The 18,338-nt window shown below is 59.1% G+C and carries 18 protein-coding genes and 1 pseudogene; 5 read left to right on the top strand and 14 right to left on the bottom strand.

All coding sequences use genetic code 11. The features are described from left to right. Nucleotides 1-7 precede the first annotated feature (7 nt). The 8 genes and pseudogenes from PH605_RS18170 to PH605_RS25350 all read right to left on the bottom strand — a co-directional run. On the bottom strand, nt 8-886 hold the full coding sequence (locus tag PH605_RS18170) for an ABC transporter permease (protein WP_003521979.1): 879 nt from the start codon (nt 884-886) through the stop codon (nt 8-10). Further along, nucleotides 883-1,956: an ABC transporter ATP-binding protein gene (locus PH605_RS18175; protein ID WP_142845636.1), complete on the bottom strand. Its 1,074-nt coding sequence runs from the start codon at nt 1,954-1,956 to the stop codon at nt 883-885. Before PH605_RS18175 ends, PH605_RS18170 begins: the two co-directional genes overlap by 4 nt. A gap of 277 nt (nt 1,957-2,233) precedes the next feature. Then, nucleotides 2,234-3,274, bottom strand: coding sequence for an ABC transporter substrate-binding protein (locus tag PH605_RS18180; RefSeq protein WP_142845637.1), 1,041 nt, complete (start codon nt 3,272-3,274; stop codon nt 2,234-2,236). Between the two features lie 62 nt (nt 3,275-3,336). Next, nucleotides 3,337-4,002: an RraA family protein gene (locus tag PH605_RS18185; RefSeq protein ID WP_003521976.1), complete on the bottom strand. Its 666-nt coding sequence runs from the start codon at nt 4,000-4,002 to the stop codon at nt 3,337-3,339. A gap of 15 nt (nt 4,003-4,017) precedes the next feature. Further along, a complete protein-coding gene (locus tag PH605_RS18190; protein WP_059761162.1) occupies nt 4,018-4,800 on the bottom strand; it encodes a carbon-nitrogen hydrolase family protein in 783 nt (260 codons plus the stop codon). Nucleotides 4,801-4,947: 147 nt separating this feature from the next. After that, nucleotides 4,948-5,856 carry a LysR family transcriptional regulator gene (locus PH605_RS18195; protein WP_142845638.1) on the bottom strand — a complete coding sequence of 303 codons (909 nt, stop codon included), beginning with the start codon at nt 5,854-5,856 and terminating at the stop codon, nt 4,948-4,950. A gap of 185 nt (nt 5,857-6,041) precedes the next feature. Beyond that, complete coding sequence (locus tag PH605_RS18200; RefSeq protein ID WP_142845639.1) at nt 6,042-6,638, bottom strand: NUDIX domain-containing protein; 597 nt, start codon at nt 6,636-6,638, stop codon at nt 6,042-6,044. A 28-nt stretch (nt 6,639-6,666) separates the two neighbouring features. Next, a pseudogene (locus tag PH605_RS25350) lies at nt 6,667-6,834 on the bottom strand (phenazine biosynthesis protein PhzF); the annotation flags it as partial. A 62-nt stretch (nt 6,835-6,896) separates the two neighbouring features. Between PH605_RS25350 and PH605_RS18210 the strand changes: the two are divergent. Next, the gene (locus tag PH605_RS18210; RefSeq protein ID WP_236781220.1) at nt 6,897-7,196 is read left to right on the top strand and encodes a response regulator transcription factor; all 300 of its coding nucleotides are present in this window, start codon (nt 6,897-6,899) and stop codon (nt 7,194-7,196) included. A gap of 53 nt (nt 7,197-7,249) precedes the next feature. Here PH605_RS18210 and PH605_RS18215 read toward each other — a convergent pair whose 3' ends face one another. The 4 genes from PH605_RS18215 to PH605_RS18230 form a co-directional block, all read right to left on the bottom strand. Then, on the bottom strand, nt 7,250-8,212 hold the full coding sequence (locus PH605_RS18215) for a hypothetical protein (RefSeq protein WP_142845640.1): 963 nt from the start codon (nt 8,210-8,212) through the stop codon (nt 7,250-7,252). An 82-nt stretch (nt 8,213-8,294) separates the two neighbouring features. Next, nucleotides 8,295-9,980, bottom strand: coding sequence for an ABC transporter permease (locus PH605_RS18220; RefSeq protein ID WP_078052877.1), 1,686 nt, complete (start codon nt 9,978-9,980; stop codon nt 8,295-8,297). Further along, the gene (locus PH605_RS18225; protein ID WP_236781219.1) at nt 9,977-11,074 is read right to left on the bottom strand and encodes an ABC transporter ATP-binding protein; all 1,098 of its coding nucleotides are present in this window, start codon (nt 11,072-11,074) and stop codon (nt 9,977-9,979) included. The genes PH605_RS18220 and PH605_RS18225 overlap by 4 nt, the downstream gene beginning before the upstream one ends. 103 nt (nt 11,075-11,177) lie before the next feature. Continuing rightward, entirely contained in the window at nt 11,178-12,170 is a 993-nt protein-coding gene (locus tag PH605_RS18230; RefSeq protein WP_080857777.1) for an ABC transporter substrate-binding protein, read from the bottom strand. Between the two features lie 290 nt (nt 12,171-12,460). Between PH605_RS18230 and PH605_RS18235 the strand changes: the two genes are divergently transcribed. Further along, a complete protein-coding gene (locus tag PH605_RS18235) occupies nt 12,461-13,594 on the top strand; it encodes an ROK family transcriptional regulator (RefSeq protein WP_142845641.1) in 1,134 nt (377 codons plus the stop codon). A gap of 61 nt (nt 13,595-13,655) precedes the next feature. On the opposite strand, the gene PH605_RS18240 is transcribed toward PH605_RS18235, so the two are convergent. Both PH605_RS18240 and PH605_RS18245 read right to left on the bottom strand, forming a co-directional pair. After that, nucleotides 13,656-14,579 carry a dihydrodipicolinate synthase family protein gene (locus tag PH605_RS18240; protein ID WP_080857775.1) on the bottom strand — a complete coding sequence of 308 codons (924 nt, stop codon included), beginning with the start codon at nt 14,577-14,579 and terminating at the stop codon, nt 13,656-13,658. A gap of 101 nt (nt 14,580-14,680) precedes the next feature. Beyond that, entirely contained in the window at nt 14,681-15,538 is an 858-nt protein-coding gene (locus PH605_RS18245; RefSeq protein ID WP_142845642.1) for a LysR family transcriptional regulator, read from the bottom strand. 91 nt (nt 15,539-15,629) lie between these two features. Between PH605_RS18245 and PH605_RS18250 the strand changes: the two genes are divergently transcribed. From PH605_RS18250 to PH605_RS18260, 3 genes are all read left to right on the top strand, one after another. Further along, the gene (locus PH605_RS18250; protein WP_142845643.1) at nt 15,630-16,880 is read left to right on the top strand and encodes an MFS transporter; all 1,251 of its coding nucleotides are present in this window, start codon (nt 15,630-15,632) and stop codon (nt 16,878-16,880) included. 58 nt (nt 16,881-16,938) lie between these two features. After that, nucleotides 16,939-17,157 carry a hypothetical protein gene (locus PH605_RS18255; protein WP_420868477.1) on the top strand — a complete coding sequence of 73 codons (219 nt, stop codon included), beginning with the start codon at nt 16,939-16,941 and terminating at the stop codon, nt 17,155-17,157. Nucleotides 17,158-17,314: 157 nt separating this feature from the next. Continuing rightward, entirely contained in the window at nt 17,315-18,244 is a 930-nt protein-coding gene (locus PH605_RS18260) for an MYG1 family protein (RefSeq protein ID WP_142845644.1), read from the top strand. Nucleotides 18,245-18,338: the final 94 nt, after the last annotated feature.

Below are 18,338 nucleotides of genomic sequence, written 5' to 3' on the forward strand. Positions count from 1 at the left end.
ATCTCCTTTAAAGAATGGCCCGCAGAAGCCGGGAATAGAGCACCAGGGCAGCGCCGAAAATAACGAGAATGATCATCGACAGGGTCGCGGCGAGCGGCCAGTTGAGCGTCACGATGGCCTGATCGTAGATTTCCGTCGCGAGAAGGAAGACGCGCCCGCCGCCAAGCAGCTTGGGGGTAATGAACGAACTGACGGCGAGAACGAAGGAAAGCAGGCAACCGAGCGCGACGCCGGGCATGGTGAGCGGCACGATGATCCGCCAGAATACCTTCCAGGGCGATGCGCCGAGCGTTTCCGCCGCCTCTTCGACACGCGGATCGAGCCTGCCGAAACCGGCAAGCAGCGCCAGGATCATATAGGGCATCAGGATTTCGGTTAGCCCGATGACGACGCCGACCTTGTTGAACAGCAACCGCACGCCGCTTTCGGCACCGAGCGCTAAGAGGATGTTGTTGATGAGGCCGTCATCGGCAAGGATCGCGATCCAGCCATAGGTGCGCACCACGGCCGATGTGAGCAACGGCGAAATGACGAGCACCAGCAGCAGCGTCTTCCAGCGGCCCTGCGCCCGGTGAAGATAAAGCGCGATGGGATAGGAGGCGATGAGTGTGAGAACCGTGATCAGAAGACTGGTCAGGATGCTCTGGCCGATCAGTTCAATATAAAAACCGTCGGTCAGGGTGGACGACCAGTTGTCGAGCGTGTGGGCTTCGCCAAGACCGCCGCCGCCAAGGCTTTCACGGAAGGAAAGCAGGAGCAGGTTGAACACGGGCATGACGAAGGCCAGCCCATTGACCGCAATGATCGGCCCGAGAAGAAGCGTTGCTAGAAACACCATGGAGGATGTGCGGCTGCCGGGAGCCGTGATCATGACCGCCGCTGTCATTGGCCTGCTCCGAAGACCAGCGTGTCCTCCACCCGCCAGACTAGGCTGACCGCGCTGCCCGCCGCCACAGGTGTTTCCCCGCCGGAAGTCGCGCGCTCCACCGACAATGTCTGTCCGCCCGCAGCGATCTCGTAGTGAAGGATATCGCCTGCATAATAGACATCGCGAACCTCACCGGCGATGCGATTGACCGGCGCTCCGTCGAAATCGGGTGCGGCGTCACCGGCAACCGTCATGGCCATGCGGTGCGGCCGTACCATAAGGTCGATCTTGCCATTGTGCGAGCCGGGCGCACGCAGTGTCGCGTCGCCGACCGTGATGTGATCGCCGACCGCGTTTCCGACCAGCCTGTTGGTGCGGCCGACGAAAGAGGCGACGAAAGCCGTTGCCGGGCGCTCGTAAAGATCATGCGGCGTGCCGAGCTGTTCCAGACGCCCGCCATTGAGCACGGCGACCTTGTCGCACATGCTGAGCGCCTCCACCTGATCATGGGTGACGAAGATGGAGGTGATGCCAAGCTGTTTCTGGATGCGGCGGATTTCAGAGCGCATCTCGTCGCGCAGCTTGGCGTCGAGATTGGAAAGAGGTTCGTCAAACAAAAGGATGGAGGGCTGGATGACGAGTGCACGCGCCAGTGCGACGCGCTGCTGCTGGCCACCGGAAAGCTGGGCGGGCCGGCGGTCCTCGCGCCCTTCCAGACGCACCATGGCAATCGCTTCGCGCGCACGCCGTTCCGCTTCGGCAGCCGGCACCTTGCGCATTTCAAGACCGAACATGACGTTCTTGAGAACAGTCATATGTGGGAAAAGCGCATAGCTCTGAAAAACGAGGCCGATATCGCGCTTGTAGGGCGCAAGCTGCGTCACATCCTTGCCATCGATCAGGATCGAACCTGACGTCACGGGCGCAAGGCCGGCAATCATGCGCAGCGACGTCGACTTGCCGCAGCCGGATGGACCGAGGAAGGCAACCAGTTCGCCCTTGGGAATCTCGAGATTGAGATTATCCACGGCGACCATGGTTTCGTAGCGCTTGGTCAATGAACGAATCGAGAGAAATCCTGGCTGCATGATGTCTGAAGTTCCCATTCTGGCTTTTTGCCTTTCTCCAGAACATGTCCCATCCCGGCGGGGTCGCGGGCATGCCCTGTCCCTTGATCTATGCAATCGCGGCGGAAATTCACCTGCGCTCTGCGCGGCGCTTTCCCTATGCAGGCCTTCGGGCCACCCACCCCTCCATCGATGCCAACACCGACGGAGGAAATGAGCCGGGGCCTATGCCGTTTCCGCATCCGCCCGAAGGGGATGCGGAAGACTTGCCATTTTTCACGACAGAGACGCGAAAGCCTTAGCGGCTGAGCGGGATGACCTTGCGGCGCCAGTCCTGCGTGATTTGGTCACGAACCTTCGAGAGGCCGATCCAGTCGACCGGGATAACCTTGTCCATCGCCTTGACGACCGTGCGATCGCTGACATCGGGAGCCACCGTGGCCTTGGCGTTGGTCGGCGCATAATACATGGCGGCGGTGAAGGCGGCCTGGGCTTCCGGGCTCAGCGCGTAATCGATGAACTTGCGGGCCGCCTCGGACGACGGGCCGCCCTTGACGAGATTGAGCGTGTTGATCTGCAGGATCGTGCCTTCCTTCGGAAGAACGACCTTCATCTTGCCCTTGGAACCATCGGCATTCACCTGGCTGCGGGCATTCCAGCCCACGCCCAGCGACACCTGACCGTTGACGACAGTCGGATAGACTTCCGGCTTCGGTTCCCACGTCTGGACGTTCGGCGCGACTTCCGCCATGGCATTGATGCCGGCGTCGATATTCTTGATGAAGTCGGTGCCGCCATTCATATGGTCCATGATGATGGTCGTGCCGATACCGACGATGTCAGGAGCGCTCAGCATGGCGATCTTGCCCTTGAAGGCGCTGTCTTTCAGGGCATTCCAGCTGTCCGGCGCGGTCTTGATTGCATCGGTGTTATAGATGAGAACGAGATTGTCGAAGGTCACGCCGACACCGGCGACGCCTTCGAAGCGGGCGTTCGGATAGAGGTCGGCAACGTTCTTGGTAACGCTTTCATCGACCTTGTCGAACAGGCCTTCGTCCGTGCCGGTCTTGGCGACGGAGACGTCCATCAGCGCGATATCGGATTGCGGAGCAGCTTTCTGGGCGCGCAGCGAGCCGAGCATGGCGGCGGAACCCTGCTGCGGGAAATAGTCGACCTTTATATCCGGGTTGGCGGCCATGAAAGGCTCGATGACGGCCTTGGTGTAACGCTCCTGGAAAAGGCCACTATAGCCGAGGAACGTCACGGTCTGCTGGGCGTGCGCCGGCATGGCGGCCGCGCCCAGCATGAGAATCCCACTCAGAAGTATCGATTTCTTCATTGTCCTGTTCTCCTCTATTGTTATTGGGAGTGGCGAACGGATCCGCCACCCGAAAGATTGTGTCAGGCGCTGAGCTTCGCCTGGACGAATTTGTTGGCGCCGGAAATATCCGGCAGCTTCTCGCCGTTGCGCAGGCGTTCCAAAAGCACGATCTCGGCTTCCTGCATGCCGATGGCGCGTTCCGCCATGGCGCGGGCCTGGCTCGGATGAAGGGCGACAACGCCGCTTTCGTCGCACAGGATCGCATCGCCCGGATTGATCATCTGGCCGCCGACGCTGATCGGAACGTTGATCGCGCCTTCCAGACCAAGGATCTTGGTGGTGATCGGCGACGGGCCGCGGCACCACATGGGCATGTCGACCTTGGTGAACTCCGAGAAATCGGTCGCCGGGCCATCGACGACACCGGCTTTGACGCCGGCCATCTTCATGGTGTTGGTGATGACGCCGCCCCAGCAGGCGTGGCGGGTATCGCCGCAACGGTCGATGAGAACGATATCGCCCGGACGCACGAGTTGCGTCAGGTAGTGGAGCATGGTCGAATCCGCATTCGGGATGCGCAGCGTGACGGCAGTGCCCGCCACGCGCTTGCCCGGAAGAACGGCCCGGATTTCAGGATCGACGAAACCGGAATGAAGCACATGTCCGATCGTTGCCACTTCGACCTTTTCAAGAAGCTCGATGATGTCGGCGCCGATCTGTTCCGGCATGGGGTTGACGATAAACATTGGGTCTTTCTCCGATCAGAGAACGTGGTGGTTCGCCACCGGCACGTTGGCGCGCACCTTGGCCGAATAGTCGAAGTCGAGAGCGGCGCCAGCAGTTCCGACGGTGTCGGAGCATTGCGCGACGATGTGACCCCACGGATCGATGACCATGGAATGCCCCCAGCAGGCCTTCTTGCCGCCCGCATGGGTGCCGATCTGGCCGACAGCGAGGAAATAGGTCTGGGTTTCGACGGCGCGGGCGCGAGCCAGCACTTCCCAATGGTCCTTGCCGGTCATCAGCGTGAAAGCGGCCGGCAGAACGATGACATCTGCACCCTTGTCCCGCAGGGCACGGAACAGTTCCGGGAATCGGATGTCGTAGCAGATGCCGCAGCCGACCGTCCTGTCGCCAACCTTGTAGGTCACGACCTCTTCGCCACGGGCAACGGAATCGGATTCGCGGTAGCTGATGCCGTTCGGCGTATCGACGTCGAACAGGTGAATTTTACGGTAACGGGCGATCTGTTTGCCGTCCGGGCCGAAAACGAGCGTCGAATTGTAAAAGCGGTTGCCTTCCTTCTCGACGATGGAACCGGCATGCAGCGTGATCGCGTGCTTTCTGGCCAGATCCGAAAGCAGCGAGTAAATCTCGCCGCCGGGGAATTCTTCCCCGCTCTCATGCATTTCCTGAGGATTATCTCCAAGAAATGCGAAGTATTCCGGAAGAACAACAAGATCAGGACTATCCGCCTTGACTGCCTTCTCAATTAAATCGGCAGCAACCTTGAGGTTTTCTGCCTTGTCGTTCTGGGTATTCATTTGAACAAGTGAGACTTTCACGTTGCTCTCCTCTCATGTTGCGAGGAGAATTAAGAACGGGAACTGTTTTCCTGACAAACGGAAAAACTCTATCGAAACCCATAAGGTAAGCTTATAGATTAATCATTTTGCGTTGCAGCATAAAATTTAAGCTGCGGCCGTCATCCATTGCGTGGTGGTTTCACTGACGATTTCCGTCGCCATGTCGGCAATGGCACGGGCAAGCGCATTGTCGCCGCGCTCCTGATAAACCGTGTGGAAGGTAAGAGGCGGCACCGCCGGTGTGATGTCGAGAATACGCGCTTCGCCCGATTTGATGATGCCATCCACCAAAACGCGCGGCAAGGCGCCTACCCCGACAGCCGTGGCCACAAGGCGCGTCATGATCGACAGCGAATTGGAATTGTAGATGCGGCTGTCGGACAGTCCATGGGAATCGAGAAGCGCCCGCAAGGCCTGATGCGGCTGTGAGCCGGTCGAGAAGGTAAGCAGCGGAAAATGCGCGATATCTTCAAGCGTGACACCGGTTTCCGGCAGCGGCAGCTCGACGGCGCCGACCCAGCAGGATTCGAATGTACAGAGCGGTGAATTATAAATATCCGCAGCCATGATCGGCCCCATGATGAAACCGACATCCACCTCGCCGTTCTGAATGCGCTGCGAGAGTTTCAAGCTGGTATCGATGGTCAGATCGAGGCTGACACCGGGATATTGTTCGTTCACTCGGCGGATGAGCAGCGGCAGCCAGGCATAAACGATCGTATCGGCGGCACCGATCCGCACCGTACCCCTCAGCGCCTCGCGGTTACTGACGATCTGCCGGAACTCGCCGGTGAGGTTGACGATCTTTTCGGCATGTTGCAGCGCCAGACGACCCGCGGGCGTCAGGTTGACGCAGCGCACATCGCGCGTGAACAGCACGACACCAAGCTCCCGCTCCAAAGCGGCGATCCGGTTGGATACCGATGCTTGCGTTGTGTGCAAACGTTCCGCGGCTGCCGAAAAGCTGCTCAATCGGGCAGCCCAGAGAAAAGTTTCGAGGAATCGCGTATTCATGGGCTCAATCTTCTCGCATGGCTCCGCGATCCAGCTCCAAGTCTCTGGCTTCGTCTTGCCCTTGGCCTTTGTGGTTCAAGGGGCAGTATGTCCGATGCGCGCGCCCATAGGCAAGCGATCAAAGCCGGCGCCTCCCTTTCTGAAGTGATTGCGCCGGTTCCCTTAATGGAGGCATTGGATGGGGATCAGCGTGCCGTGATCTTTTCCTGCAAGAGCTGGATGGCGAGATGCTGGATCAGAATGATCGTCTTGGCATCGCGAATATCGCCGCGGCCGATCATCCGCATCGCCTCGGGCAAGGCGATTTCCAGCACGTCGATGTCTTCGCCCTCGTCCGCTGAACCGCCACCTGCCCCGACCTTATGTTTCTCGGCATATTCGCCGTAGAAAAAGGCGAGATATTCCGTGACCGATCCGGGGCTCATATAGATATCGAACAGATGCGTAAGTTCGGAAACCTCATAACCGGTTTCCTCGATCAGTTCCGCACGCATGCGCGTCGCCGGTTCAGCGCCTTCCAGCAGCCCCGCCGGTGTCTCGATCAGCGATTCCAGACCGCCATTCAAAAGCACCGGCAACCGGAACTGGCGGGTCAGCAGCACATTGTCGCTTGCCGGATTGTACAAAAGGCATGTCGCGCCGTTGCCGCGATCATATGCCTCCCGGGTCTGCCGTTGCCAGCTTCCGTCCCTCAGCTGAAGTTCATACTCATACTTGGTCAGCCGTCCCCAATCATCCGCCAATACGCGTTCGGAAATGGGGCGGTAAACACTGCTAGTCATCAAATTCACCTCGTTTTCGTCTGTCTTTTCAAAGGCCATGCAACCGGCCTTCGACATGCGTGCGCGTTTCGCCGCCAACCCATATCTGGCCGGCATCGTCGCGGGTCAGATAAATGCGGCCGTGGCGGCCAAGGTACGTTCCCTGCGCCGCGACATAGTCTTCGTCAACCACACCCTTCGCGAAAAGCCATTGCGCCGGCACTATCTTGCCACCACATTGTGCGCCGTTTCGGGCTGAAGATATTTAGCCCGAACGCGATGGAATTCATAAGCCGCATCGTCGGACACGGCCTTGGCCGCCAGCCACGCATGGTGATGCCGCTGGGCGGTAATGACGACGGCGCAACACATTCCGCCGGACTGCTGAGCGGGCGGGAAACCACCGTTTTGAAACTTCTCTCCGAAGGCCGCAGCAACAAGGAAATGGCCCGCGATCTCGGCCTTTCGGAAGCGACCGTGAAATTCCACCTGAAGAACATCTACGCGAAGCTTGGCGTCAGCCGGCGTGGCATGACCGTTTCCGTCAGCAAACATCTCAAGCTGACCGACCGCGAATGATGCCGACATCGATATGCGATGTCGGCCGGTTCCCATGAGGTTGTTACACTGGACTACACTTGAACCAGGTTGAGGCAAATGACGGTCCTGTCATCGCTGAATTCCGCCGTTGTCGAGCCTTTGACGGACGGATACTCACGCAGCTTGTGAAAATCCGCCGCCTCGACACGCGCGAATTCCGCTTCCCAGGCCGTAACATCCGTCCCCGCCGGCAGGGACAAATAGCCGTCGGAGAATATTTCAACACTCGAGAGCCCGTCTTTGGCGATGCGGACGTCAACCGTCCCCTCCTGCATAACTGTTCCGCCATTCACCGAGGCGTAACACAATACATGCCCATGCCGGTTTGCGAATTGCGGCTGGACACGGATTCCACCCATCAGGAATTCCTCGACCGTTTCAATGTCGTTCTCAAGGCCGCTCATCCCGGCCGCGGCAATAACGACATTTTCCGCATCCCGCGCCGTCAGGATACCGTTTGCGACAGCCGAACGCAGGCCTGAGAAGATCGTCGCGCGCGTGCGCGCCTCGGCCGCGTCGCCATCGCCGATGGCGGCGAGAAGCTGTTTGAACACGAATATACGCGCCGAAGTGCTTACCGTATCGATAAGCTTTGTGTGCTGAAACAGACGGGTGCCGTTGATCCTGACGCCGGAATCGCCAGCAAGCAGCAGGCGGAAGCTGTCGCCCATATCCGCGACGATCGCCAGGGTGGTTGATGGCGGATGGCCGGCATTGATGCGCTGCGCCTCCTTTTTCAGGATATCGCTGATATTCTGAAAAAGCGCGGGCGCGGCGAGTGTTTCCAGCCTGCCGTCAAGGCTCATCTCAGCCACGGCATTGGCGGCGGCAAGGGCCGCAATGCGGCCGGAACTCAGCCCGCCGTAACTTGCTCCGGTCGGGTCGGTCGCGCCGTCGAAAACGGCCAGAACCCGTCCGGGAATGAGAAGCGCCACATCGTCCCCCGGCTTTGCGGCGTTCTTGTATTTCGATTGCGAAAAGCTCGCGATATTCATCTTTCTGGTGTCCTTGCAGAGGGAGGCTGGCGGCGACACATGGGGTCGCCGCTGCTGTAGTTTTGAATGATATTTGATGGCTTCAGACGAAAGAGGCTTCCTTGTCTTCCGAAAGCCGGAAGACGACGAAGACGCAAAGTCCGGTGCTGACGAGAAGCAGCGTCGAAAGTGCGGCTGCCGTGCCGAACTCGCCGTCAATCACCTGAATATAGATCAGGACCGGCATCGTAATCGTCCGCGCCGTATAGAGGATCAGCGTCGAGGACAATTCGTTGATGGCGGTGATGAAGCTCATCAAGGAACCGATGATGAGCCCCGGCAACATCAGCGGCACCGTCACCGATATGAACGTCTTTGCCGGCGAAGCGCCGAGATTGACCGCGGCCTCCTCGATGGAAGGCTTGATCTGCCGCAGGATCGAGGTGGTGGAGCGGACGCCGTAAGGCAGGCGGCGGATAAACACCAGCAGGATGATGATCAATGCCGTGCCGGTAATGTCGAAAGGCGGATAACGGAACGTCGTGACGTAACCGATCGCCATGACGACACCGGGTATCAGATAGGGCACCATCAATAGAAGATCGAGCGAGCCTGATACTGCATTGTCTCGCCTGACAACGATGAAAGAGAGCAGGCCGGAAACGATGGCGATCAACACCACCGCGGCAAGCGCAAAGGTGAAGCTGTTGGCAATCGCCTGCGGTGAATCGCGGAGAATGCGGGCATAGCTGTCCAACCCGAAACCGCCGGTGAAAACGGGACCGTTCGTTGCGAGGAACGATGTGTAGATGACCGTGAGAGACGGCAGCATGGCAACAAAGACGACCAGATAGCAGAAACCGTGCACGATAAACGATTTCAGCGGGCGCATGGAGCGCTTTACCGGCCGGTTCGTCAATGAGCTGGCATAACGGCGCTTGGCGAGAATCTGCCGCTGCAAGAGAAGTGCGGCCATGGAAATCGCAATCATCACCATGGAAATCGTGACTGCCATGGTCGGCGTGCCGGCCATTTCGGAGGTGTATTGCGCATAGGCGATGGTCGAGAGCGTCCTGATGCCCTTGCCGAGGATTGCCGGCGTTCCGAAGTCTGCGATCGACAATACGAAGCAGATGATCGCGCCGGTGCTGACTGCCGGAAAGACCAGCGGCAAGGTGATCTTGCGGAACCGTTGGAACGCCGTGCAGCCGAGGTTTTCCGCCGCATCCTCATAGGATTTGTTGATGGTGTTCAGCGCATTTTCCGTCATCAGGAAGATATAGGGAAAGAACTTCAGGCTGAAGACCATCACGATGCCAGGTATCCCATAAATCGTCGGCAATGAAATACCGGCGAAAGACAGGAGATTGGTAACCGCGCCGTTGGCGCCGAACAGCATGATCCAGGCATAGGCGCCGATGAAGGGCGGTGCGCACAGAACCAGCACAGCGAAAGTCGCAATGAAGGTGCGGCCCTTTATGCGGTAACGCGAGGTGCAGAAGGCAAGCGGAATACCGAGCAGGCAGGCCCCCAACATGCCGAGCACGCCGATGACAAGCGTGTTCCACAATGCCACGGTATAAAAACGCCGCGTCAGCACTTGAACATAGTTGCCGAAACCGAAATCACCCGTCTTGGCGTCGAAGAAGCTGATGAAGAACACGCTGAAAATGGGCAGGATCAAAAAGATCGCCAATATGACAACGGCAAATGCCGTCACGCTGGTCCAGAAGCCTGGCAGTCTCAGGCGGAAGCCGCCCGTCGTTGCGGTCGCGGTCATATCCGTCATGACAGGCGCTCCCCGGTAACGCCCTCACCGAAGAGCTTGGTATCGCCCGCAGACCAGGAGAAAACCGTTTTCTGGCCGGGCTGAAGGGCGATGATATCGGGCGACGGCTTGGTGATCGCCTCGATTTCCTCTCCCGACGACAGTACCGCGGCAACATTCATCTCGCGACCGGTGAAGCTGACCTGCCTTATGGTGACAGGCAGTTCGATGCGGCGTTCATCTTCGGTCGCGGGCGAGCCAACGGTAATCGCTTCGGGACGGATGGCGGCAACGACCGTTCGTTGCGGCGCAATGGCGTCGACCTGCGGTAGCGCCACCACGTGCCCGGAAATGGAGGTCTGTCCGCCCGAACGATCCAGCGTCAGGAAATTGTTCGCACCCACGAAGGAGGCGACGAAACGGTTGGCGGGATTGTTATAAACCTCCCAGGGTGCAGCTGCCTGCTGGATGACGCCGCCATACATCACACAGACCAGATCGGACATGGCAAGCGCCTCCTCCTGATCGTGGGTCACATAAACCGTGGTAATGTTCATGGCCTGCTGGATTTCGCGCAGCTCGCGCCGCAGGTCCACGCGCAGTTTCGCATCGAGGTTGGATAATGGCTCATCCATCAACAGCACTTTCGGATTGATGACGAGCGCTCGCGCCAGACCGACGCGCTGCTGCTGACCGCCGGATAATTCATGCGGCATGCGCTTGGCGTAGGGAGCGAGCTGCACGATATCGAGAATCTTGCCGACGCGTTCGCGAATCTCGGTGGAAGATGCCTTGCGCTGCTTCAAACCGAAGGCGATGTTGTCGAATACGGAAATATGCGGAAAGACCGCATAATCCTGAAAAACCATACCGACATCGCGCTTGTGCGCAGGCACATGTTCGATCGCCTGTCTTTCGATACTGATGCTGCCGCTATCCTGCTGGTGAAACCCGGCAATCGTGCGCAGGAGGGTCGTCTTGCCGCATCCGCTCGGACCGAGAAGCGTAAAGAACGAACCCGAGGGGATGGAGATATTGATGTCGGAAAGGGCAACGACATCCCGGTAACTCTTTTTTATGCTGGTAATTTCCACGGCGGCCATGTGCTGCTCCATGACAAATCCTGCACGGCCCGTGACCACGCTGGACAAAACGAAAAGCGAATTGTGAACGGGATAAAGGGGGGCGGCCGCTTCTGCGCCGTCCCCGGCAATTATCTTATTGAACGTCGAGCAATGTCTCGTTCCACTTTTCCATCAGGCGCGCGCGATTGTCCGCAGCCCACTTGAAATCGTATTTCGCGTCTGGAACATCGGAAAGCGGAACGAGTGCCGGATTGGCGGGAACATCGGTTCGAACCGAGCGACGACCCGCCTTCACGACGACTTCCTGCGCTTCCTTGGAGACGATGAAATCGATGAAGGCCTTGCCATTGTCGGCATTCGGCGCTCCCTTGACGAGTGCCATGCCGTCAGGCGCAATTGCCGTACCCTCTTTCGGATAAACGATTTCGACCGGCGCGCTGCCGAGCTTGTAGCGCAGCGCGGCATCTTCCAGCGTAATGCCAACGGCCTGCTCGCCATCGTTGACGAAACGCGGCACCGCGCCTGAAGAGGTGGAAAGAACCGAGTTGCCGAGGATGCCGGTATAAATTTCCCAGCCTTTTTCCTCGCTGTCGAAATCCTGCAATACCGTTGCCATCTGAATATAGGCCGAGCCGGACTGATCGGCGCGGGCCGACGAAATCAGGCCCTTATATTCCGGCTTTGCAAGATCGGCCCAGGAGGTCGGAACAGGAGCGCCTTTCAGGGCTTCTTTATTGACGATAAAGGCCGTGACGACAGCCGTGAAAGGCACCCAGTTCGCGCTCGGTGAAAAGGCAGGGTTGATCGATGCAGCCTCAACCGGCTTGTATGGCTCGAAAAGGTCGGCGGAGAAATCGATAACCGTCCCGTCGACGCTCCAGATCACATCGCCCGCCGCCTTGCCGCTCTCCGCCTTGATGCGGTTCATCAGCTCGCCGGACCCGGCTTTGACAAGCTCGACCTTGGTGCCGGTTTTCTTTTCGAACATGGGCAGCAACTCGTCCATGAGCTGCTGCGGGGCGGCGGAATAGACCACGACGGTACCTTCCGCATGAGCGAAAGCCGCGCTGGCAAGGAAAGTCGCGCCGGCAAAAAGGCGCGCGAAAATAGTGCATGATTGACGCATAAGGGGGCTCCGTTTTTTTGTTCCCTGACAGACCGGCCCTGCGACATGATTTCTTTTTGATTTTGCCGTCGCCACCCGCTGTCCGCTATTTATTTTCTTTATGTAAATTAATTAGTCAAGCCGAAATTTATTTTGAATATGACAATAAAATATCATATTGAAAAAACACATTATTTCCTGATTTTTACTTACAGCCACCCAATTTCAATGGCGGGATTTCCGGCGAAACGCGGTGTACAATCGCGTAATTTTCGCTAATCATCCGGCATAATTTCTCGCGGGAGACTTTTTTGATCGATCTCGGCTACAATGAGCGGCGTCTGCTCGAGATTTTGCGCGGCAAGGGAGGCATGTCGCGCATCGAACTGGCGCGGGAGATGGATGTTTCCGCACCCACCCTTACCCGCCTGACGGCCAATCTCCTGGAATCCGGCCTCATCCTCGAGGCGGAGGAAGCCCGCAATGACGGTAAACGGGGGAAACCCTCCACCGCCATCGAGATCAATCCGAACGGGCTTTTCACCCTGGGGGTCTACTTCAATCCAGACGATCTACGGGTCTGCGTGGCCGATCTCAACGGCACAATAAGGCAGGAAATCAGATCGGAACTGGAAGGGCACAGTTTCGAGCATATTATGGAGATGGCCGAGGCATCCGCCCGGCAAGTCATTGAAAAAGCGAAGATAAAAAAGAAAGATGTGCTGGGCTGCGGTATCAGCTTTCCCGGCCATTTCAAGAGGGATCGCGGCCATGTCTTCCGCATCAAGCAGTTCGAAAGCTGGCGCGATATCGACGTCGAAAAGGACTTCCAGCCCTATTTCGATTTCCCGGTCTTTCACGAAAATGACGGCAACACCGTCATTCTTTCCGAACTCTATTATGGTGCAGGCCGCAATATTCGCAATTTCGCGATGATCTGGCTGACATATGGCATCGGTGGCGCCCTGGTGGTGCAGCGCCATCTCTATCGCGGCACCAATGGCAATGCCGGCGAGTTCGGCGGACTGTTTCCAAAATCCCATCCCCGCCCCTCGGGGCAGGACCTCTGCGACACTCTGGCTGCTCAAGGCATCGGCATTCGGCGCCTGAAGGACATTGACGAGAGTTATGCCGACCATCCCGCCGTGGTGTCGTGGCTGGAGCGGGCAACGGATCAGCTTCGCCTTCTTTCACTGACGGTCGCCCGTACGATGGATCCGGCAGCCATCATTTTCGGTGGATCGCTGCCGGACTGGATTCTCGAACATATCGTGCGGCGTATCGGTTCTCTGGACATACTCGGCGAAGATTTTTTCGTCGAGCCGCCGGAAATGCGCAAATCGATCATGAGCGACCTGCCTCATCTGGGCGCCGCCAGCATACCGATCTACCGCGCCACCACGCCCAGCTATTATTCCGGGCGGGCGCTGAAAGGCTGGGCATGACATGCCGTGGCCGCCAGAACTCTTTCCCCATTGGCCTCCCTGTTGATAACAGGGGAAGCCGCTATCTGGATATGCGCCGCCGGAATTCCTCCGTGCCCTGCATGATCTTGTCCAGAAGAGCCTCTATCGCCCAGAAACGCTCCTGAATATCGAACGTCACCGCACGGCTTTCGATGTCGCTTATGGTGCCGAGGCGCTGGTGATAGAGCTTCGCCAGTTTGGGATAGCCCATAGGCTCCGCCATGGCGGCGAGCGCCAGATAGACCGACAGCTCGTCAGCCAGTTCCGGTTGCCGGCCGGCTTCCGTCAGCAGCCATTTGTAGAGATCGGGATGGAAATTGGTGAAGACCCCGGTGAAACCGCGCGATCCCGCTTTCATGGCGTCGAATGCAATTGCCGCATTGGCGTTGACGATGGCGAGCGGCGTATTCGCGGTGAGCGCTACACGCCGCTTGACCGTTTCAAGATCACAGGAGACATCCTTCAGGATAACGAAACGACCGCTATTGGCGCAGAAGGAAATTTCGGCATCGGTCATGAGACGGCGATAGGGCGCCGGGCATTCGTAGAGACCAAGCGGCAGGTCGGAAGGCAGACGCTCGAGAAGCCAGCCGAGATCGTCGAGAAACTTCGAGTTGCCCTCCTGCCGGGCATCGAGCCGGTTGGTGACAAGCACCATGCCGTCAACGCCCGTCTGCGCGATGGCATTGAGCTCTTTCTGCTGATCCTCAAGCGTCTCGCTGATATGGCCCGAGGCAATGACGGGAATGCGGCCGGCTGCGGCCTTCTTAACAAAAGCAGCCAGTTCCACGCGCTCCTCGAGGCTGAGGAACATCATCTCGGAAGACTGGCAAACGGCAAACAGCGCGTCCGATCCATTGGCAATGTACCATTCCACGAGATTGGCGACGCCCTCGAAATCTATCTTGTCGCCCCTGAAGGGGGTGATCATCACGGGAATGATGCCTTCGATACGCTTGGTCATTGTTTTCGTCCTGTCAAACATATGTGGTTCCGGCATTCCGATGCGGAAGCCTTGCCGGCGTGGATCAGAGTTGTCGAAGATGAAATTCGAAAATAGGCCATTCAGGCTCGTGGGGACTGAAATGCCCGCGTGATCCGTCGCAGCACCGCGTTCGCGTGATCGCCGGTAACCGCGGAAATCATCACCACGTCCAGTTTCGAAAGCTGTGGGAGCAGGCCTTCCCTCACCTCCCGCAGACCGGCGGGCGCTACACTTCGCGCCAGCAGTGCGACGCCGATCCCGGCTTCGGCAGCCGCTCCCACCGCCGTTGCCCCGGTTCCGACGAATACCTCACGCCAGGCGATGTCCGCCGCCTCCAGCGCCCGAAGGGCCATGGCTCGCAAATTGCAGGGCTCCGGTTGAAGCACCAGCGGCACCGGCAGGTTGGAAGGCAGATCGAAATCCGCGCTGCAGTACCAGCCGAAGCTTTCCTGAAACAGCAACTCGCCATCGCGTCGGATATCATCATGCCGCAACACGACGATCGCATCGAGCGCGCCGGCATCGTAGAGCTCAAGCAGGGTCCTGGTGCCGGCGGTGCGCAAATGAAGCGTAACGCTCGTCTCACGCTCGCTGATCACCCGGAGTATCCGGGGCAAATCGGCCCCGATCAAATGATGCGTGAAACCGATTGCGAGGCGGGTCGGCTCCTGCCCAAAGACATCGAGCGCACGCCGGCCGGCCGCAACATAAGCCCGCGCGGCCTCCAGAAAGCGTTCGCCGGCCGCCGTCAAACGCACGCGACGCGGCGTCCGTTCGACGAGACGATGCCCCAGCATGTCCTCAAGCCGGCGCAGGCGCAGCGATATCGCAGCCTGTGACGTGTTCATCACGCCTGCAACCCGTGTGAAAGACTGCAATTCGGCAACGAGAAGGAAAGCCTCGACGGCCTCGGGATCCAATGAGCGCATGTTTTGCATAACAAGCTGTTATCGCTGAAATGCGCAAGCCCCTAATTCTATCGGGTTCTCGCGAGCGCTATTGCACGAAAACTCTCGATAGGAGCTTTTCGTGTCTTCACAGATTTCCTCGACCTCGCCCACGCCCGCCACCGACCGCCGGATCTGGGCAGTCCTCGCAGTCGCCGTCGCAACGCAAACCGCAGGCTCGTTCGTATCGCAGGGGATTTACATCCTCGTGCCCTTCTGGCGGGAAGCATTCGGCATCTCCCTCGCATCCGCTTCACTGACCGTGACCGTCATGAACGGTGTGCAGATCGTGACGATGTTCACGCTCGGCCGCGCCATCGATATTCACGGTGAGCGCCGCATTGTCGGCATTGCCATGCTCGGCATGGCGCTCGCGATGGCCTGCGCGGCGTCATTCGCAAACAGCCTGCCGGCGCTGCTTTTGTGCATCGCGTTTCTGGGCGGCACCTATGCTGCGGTCCAACCGGGCGGCACGCGGGCGATCATGCGCTGGTTCCCCCCTGCCAAACGCGGCATAGCGACAGGGTTTCGGCAGGCCGCGGTTCCTTTCGGAACGATGATCGCGGCCGCCCTCCTCCCGTTCATGGCGGTTCGTTACGGATGGCATGCGGCAGCATGGCTCTGCGCCGGTGTTTCCGTCACGGGCGCCGCACTCTTCTGGGGTCTCTATCGCGAGGGAGGCGATGTGGCCGCAAAAACCGAGCGCCCGCTTCCCCTGGCAAGACTCGCCCGCGAGGTCGGGCAGAATTCGAGCTTCTGGCCCCTATTACGGCTTGGTATAGCCATGTCCGCGTTTCAATTCACCCTCACCGCGCACGTCATCGGCTTCATGGCGGATGGATTGGGGCTTGGCCTTTTTGCCGCATCGTCCATGTTTGCCGCAACGCAGCTTGCGGGCATTCCCGGCCGGATTTTGCTGCCATGGCTCAGCGACCGTTTCCGGCCCGGCCTTCGTACGCAATCCTTCGGCCTGGTATCCGTCATTGCCGCAGGCGCTGCCGCAATCCTCGCGGCACTGCCCATCGGCGTTCCGACGCCGATTATCCTCATCGTGCTTGTCGTGCTGGGAATATTCGGGATCGGTTGGTTTCCACTTTACCTTCTTCAGATCGCCGAAAGCGCACCGAAAGGTTCAATAGCGTCGACGATCGCCTTCGCTTCCACGATCTGCCTGGGTGTCATGGCAATCGGCCCCTATATATTCGGCCTTCTGGTCGATCATCTCGGCTACGGGGCAGCATGGTCCGCACTGATCGTGCCGGTGGTCGCAACAGCGCTGCCCCTCACAATCTCATCGCCGCGCCTGCCGAAAGCTCAGATCGGCTCTTCATGAAACGGGATAGGCGCGGTTCACCGAAACCGGCAAGGGGGTGGTGCGCGGCGAGCCGCAATTGGGCATCGTGACAGTCGGGCGTTTTCCGCTTGGACAGGATGACGTGACCGCGCAGGTCACGGCGGACCTCAACAGGGCGGGATATCTTGCCGAGGCAAGCGACGACATCCAGGAGAACACCTCGGTCGCCATTCTCGGACGCGCCGCCTTTGATCGCTGGAAAACGAGCGGAAATGACCGGTCGGCACCCAACCTGTCGATCCTGAAGACGGCTTGAAACAGAGTGACAGACCGACTTTCCGTCGGATCACGACGTCCAGCATATCGTTGCTTTTAGCCTCCATTGCGAAAGGCGGGTTGAGATGCCGTCCGGCAAAGGGTATCAGGTGCCACTCCCAGGCGGAGCTTCCGCAAGCAACAAGGCGCATCCTGACATGATCCCGGACTTCCTCGTCACCCATTCCGGTGGCTTCCATGCCGACGAACTGCTGTCGAGCGTCGTGCTGACCCGGCTTTTCCCGCAGGCACGCCTGATCCGGAGCAGGGCGCCCGAATGGATCGCACCTGGCGCAGACCGCGTCGTCTACGACGTCGGCGGTGTTTATGACGCGGCGAAAGGCGCCTTCGATCACCACCAGCGCGGTGCGCCGTTGCGCGAAGACGGTCAGCCCTATAGTTCGTTCGGACTGATCTGGAAGCATTTCGGCCGCTATTATCTCGCCGCCTTTGGCGTTCCTGAAGACCATATCGAAACCGTTCACGCCTCTTTCGATGCCAGCTTCGTGCTGCCCATCGATCTGGTCGACAATGGCGCGCTCAGCCCCTCCACCGCCGGGGCACTCGCCGGGCTGACCCTGCCCGTCCTGCTGGAAACTCTGAAACCTGTTTTCGACGAGACAGATCCCGAAGCGGACAATCGCAGTTTCCACGCGGCGCTGGCCATCGCCCGCAGCTTCGTGGAGGCAAAGATTGCCAACAGCGCCGCGAAATTGCGGGCTGAAGCGCTCGTGAGCCGGGCTATCGTGGATGCCGGCGAGGGACATATTCTGGAACTGCCGATGGGAATGCCGTTTCGGCCCGCCATCAAGAAGGCGGGAGCCGACCATCTGCTCTTCGTCGTTCATCCACGCAACAACGACTGGTGCCTGACGGGCATCCGCCGCGCGGACGAAGGCTTTGAACTGCGGGCGGATTTGCCGGCGGCCTGGGCCGGCCTGACGGACAAAGATCTGGAAGCGGTTTGCGGCGTCGAAGGCGCGAGCTTCTGCCACAACGGCCGATTTGTCGCGGCGGCCAGAACCCGCGATGCGGCACTCGCCATGGCGGAGCTGGCGGTAAAAGAGGCGACCGCAGCCAAACAGTGACATCGCAGCCGACCATGCAACCACGCATTCGGCCCGGCAGCAGGAGGCGAAATTAAGCCCGGGTGCGGGTTTTGATCTCGCCCATACCCAGTTC

The organism is Agrobacterium sp. CFBP 3001, assembly GCF_027871605.1.
Classification (GTDB): Bacteria; Pseudomonadota; Alphaproteobacteria; order Rhizobiales; family Rhizobiaceae; genus Agrobacterium; species Agrobacterium leguminum.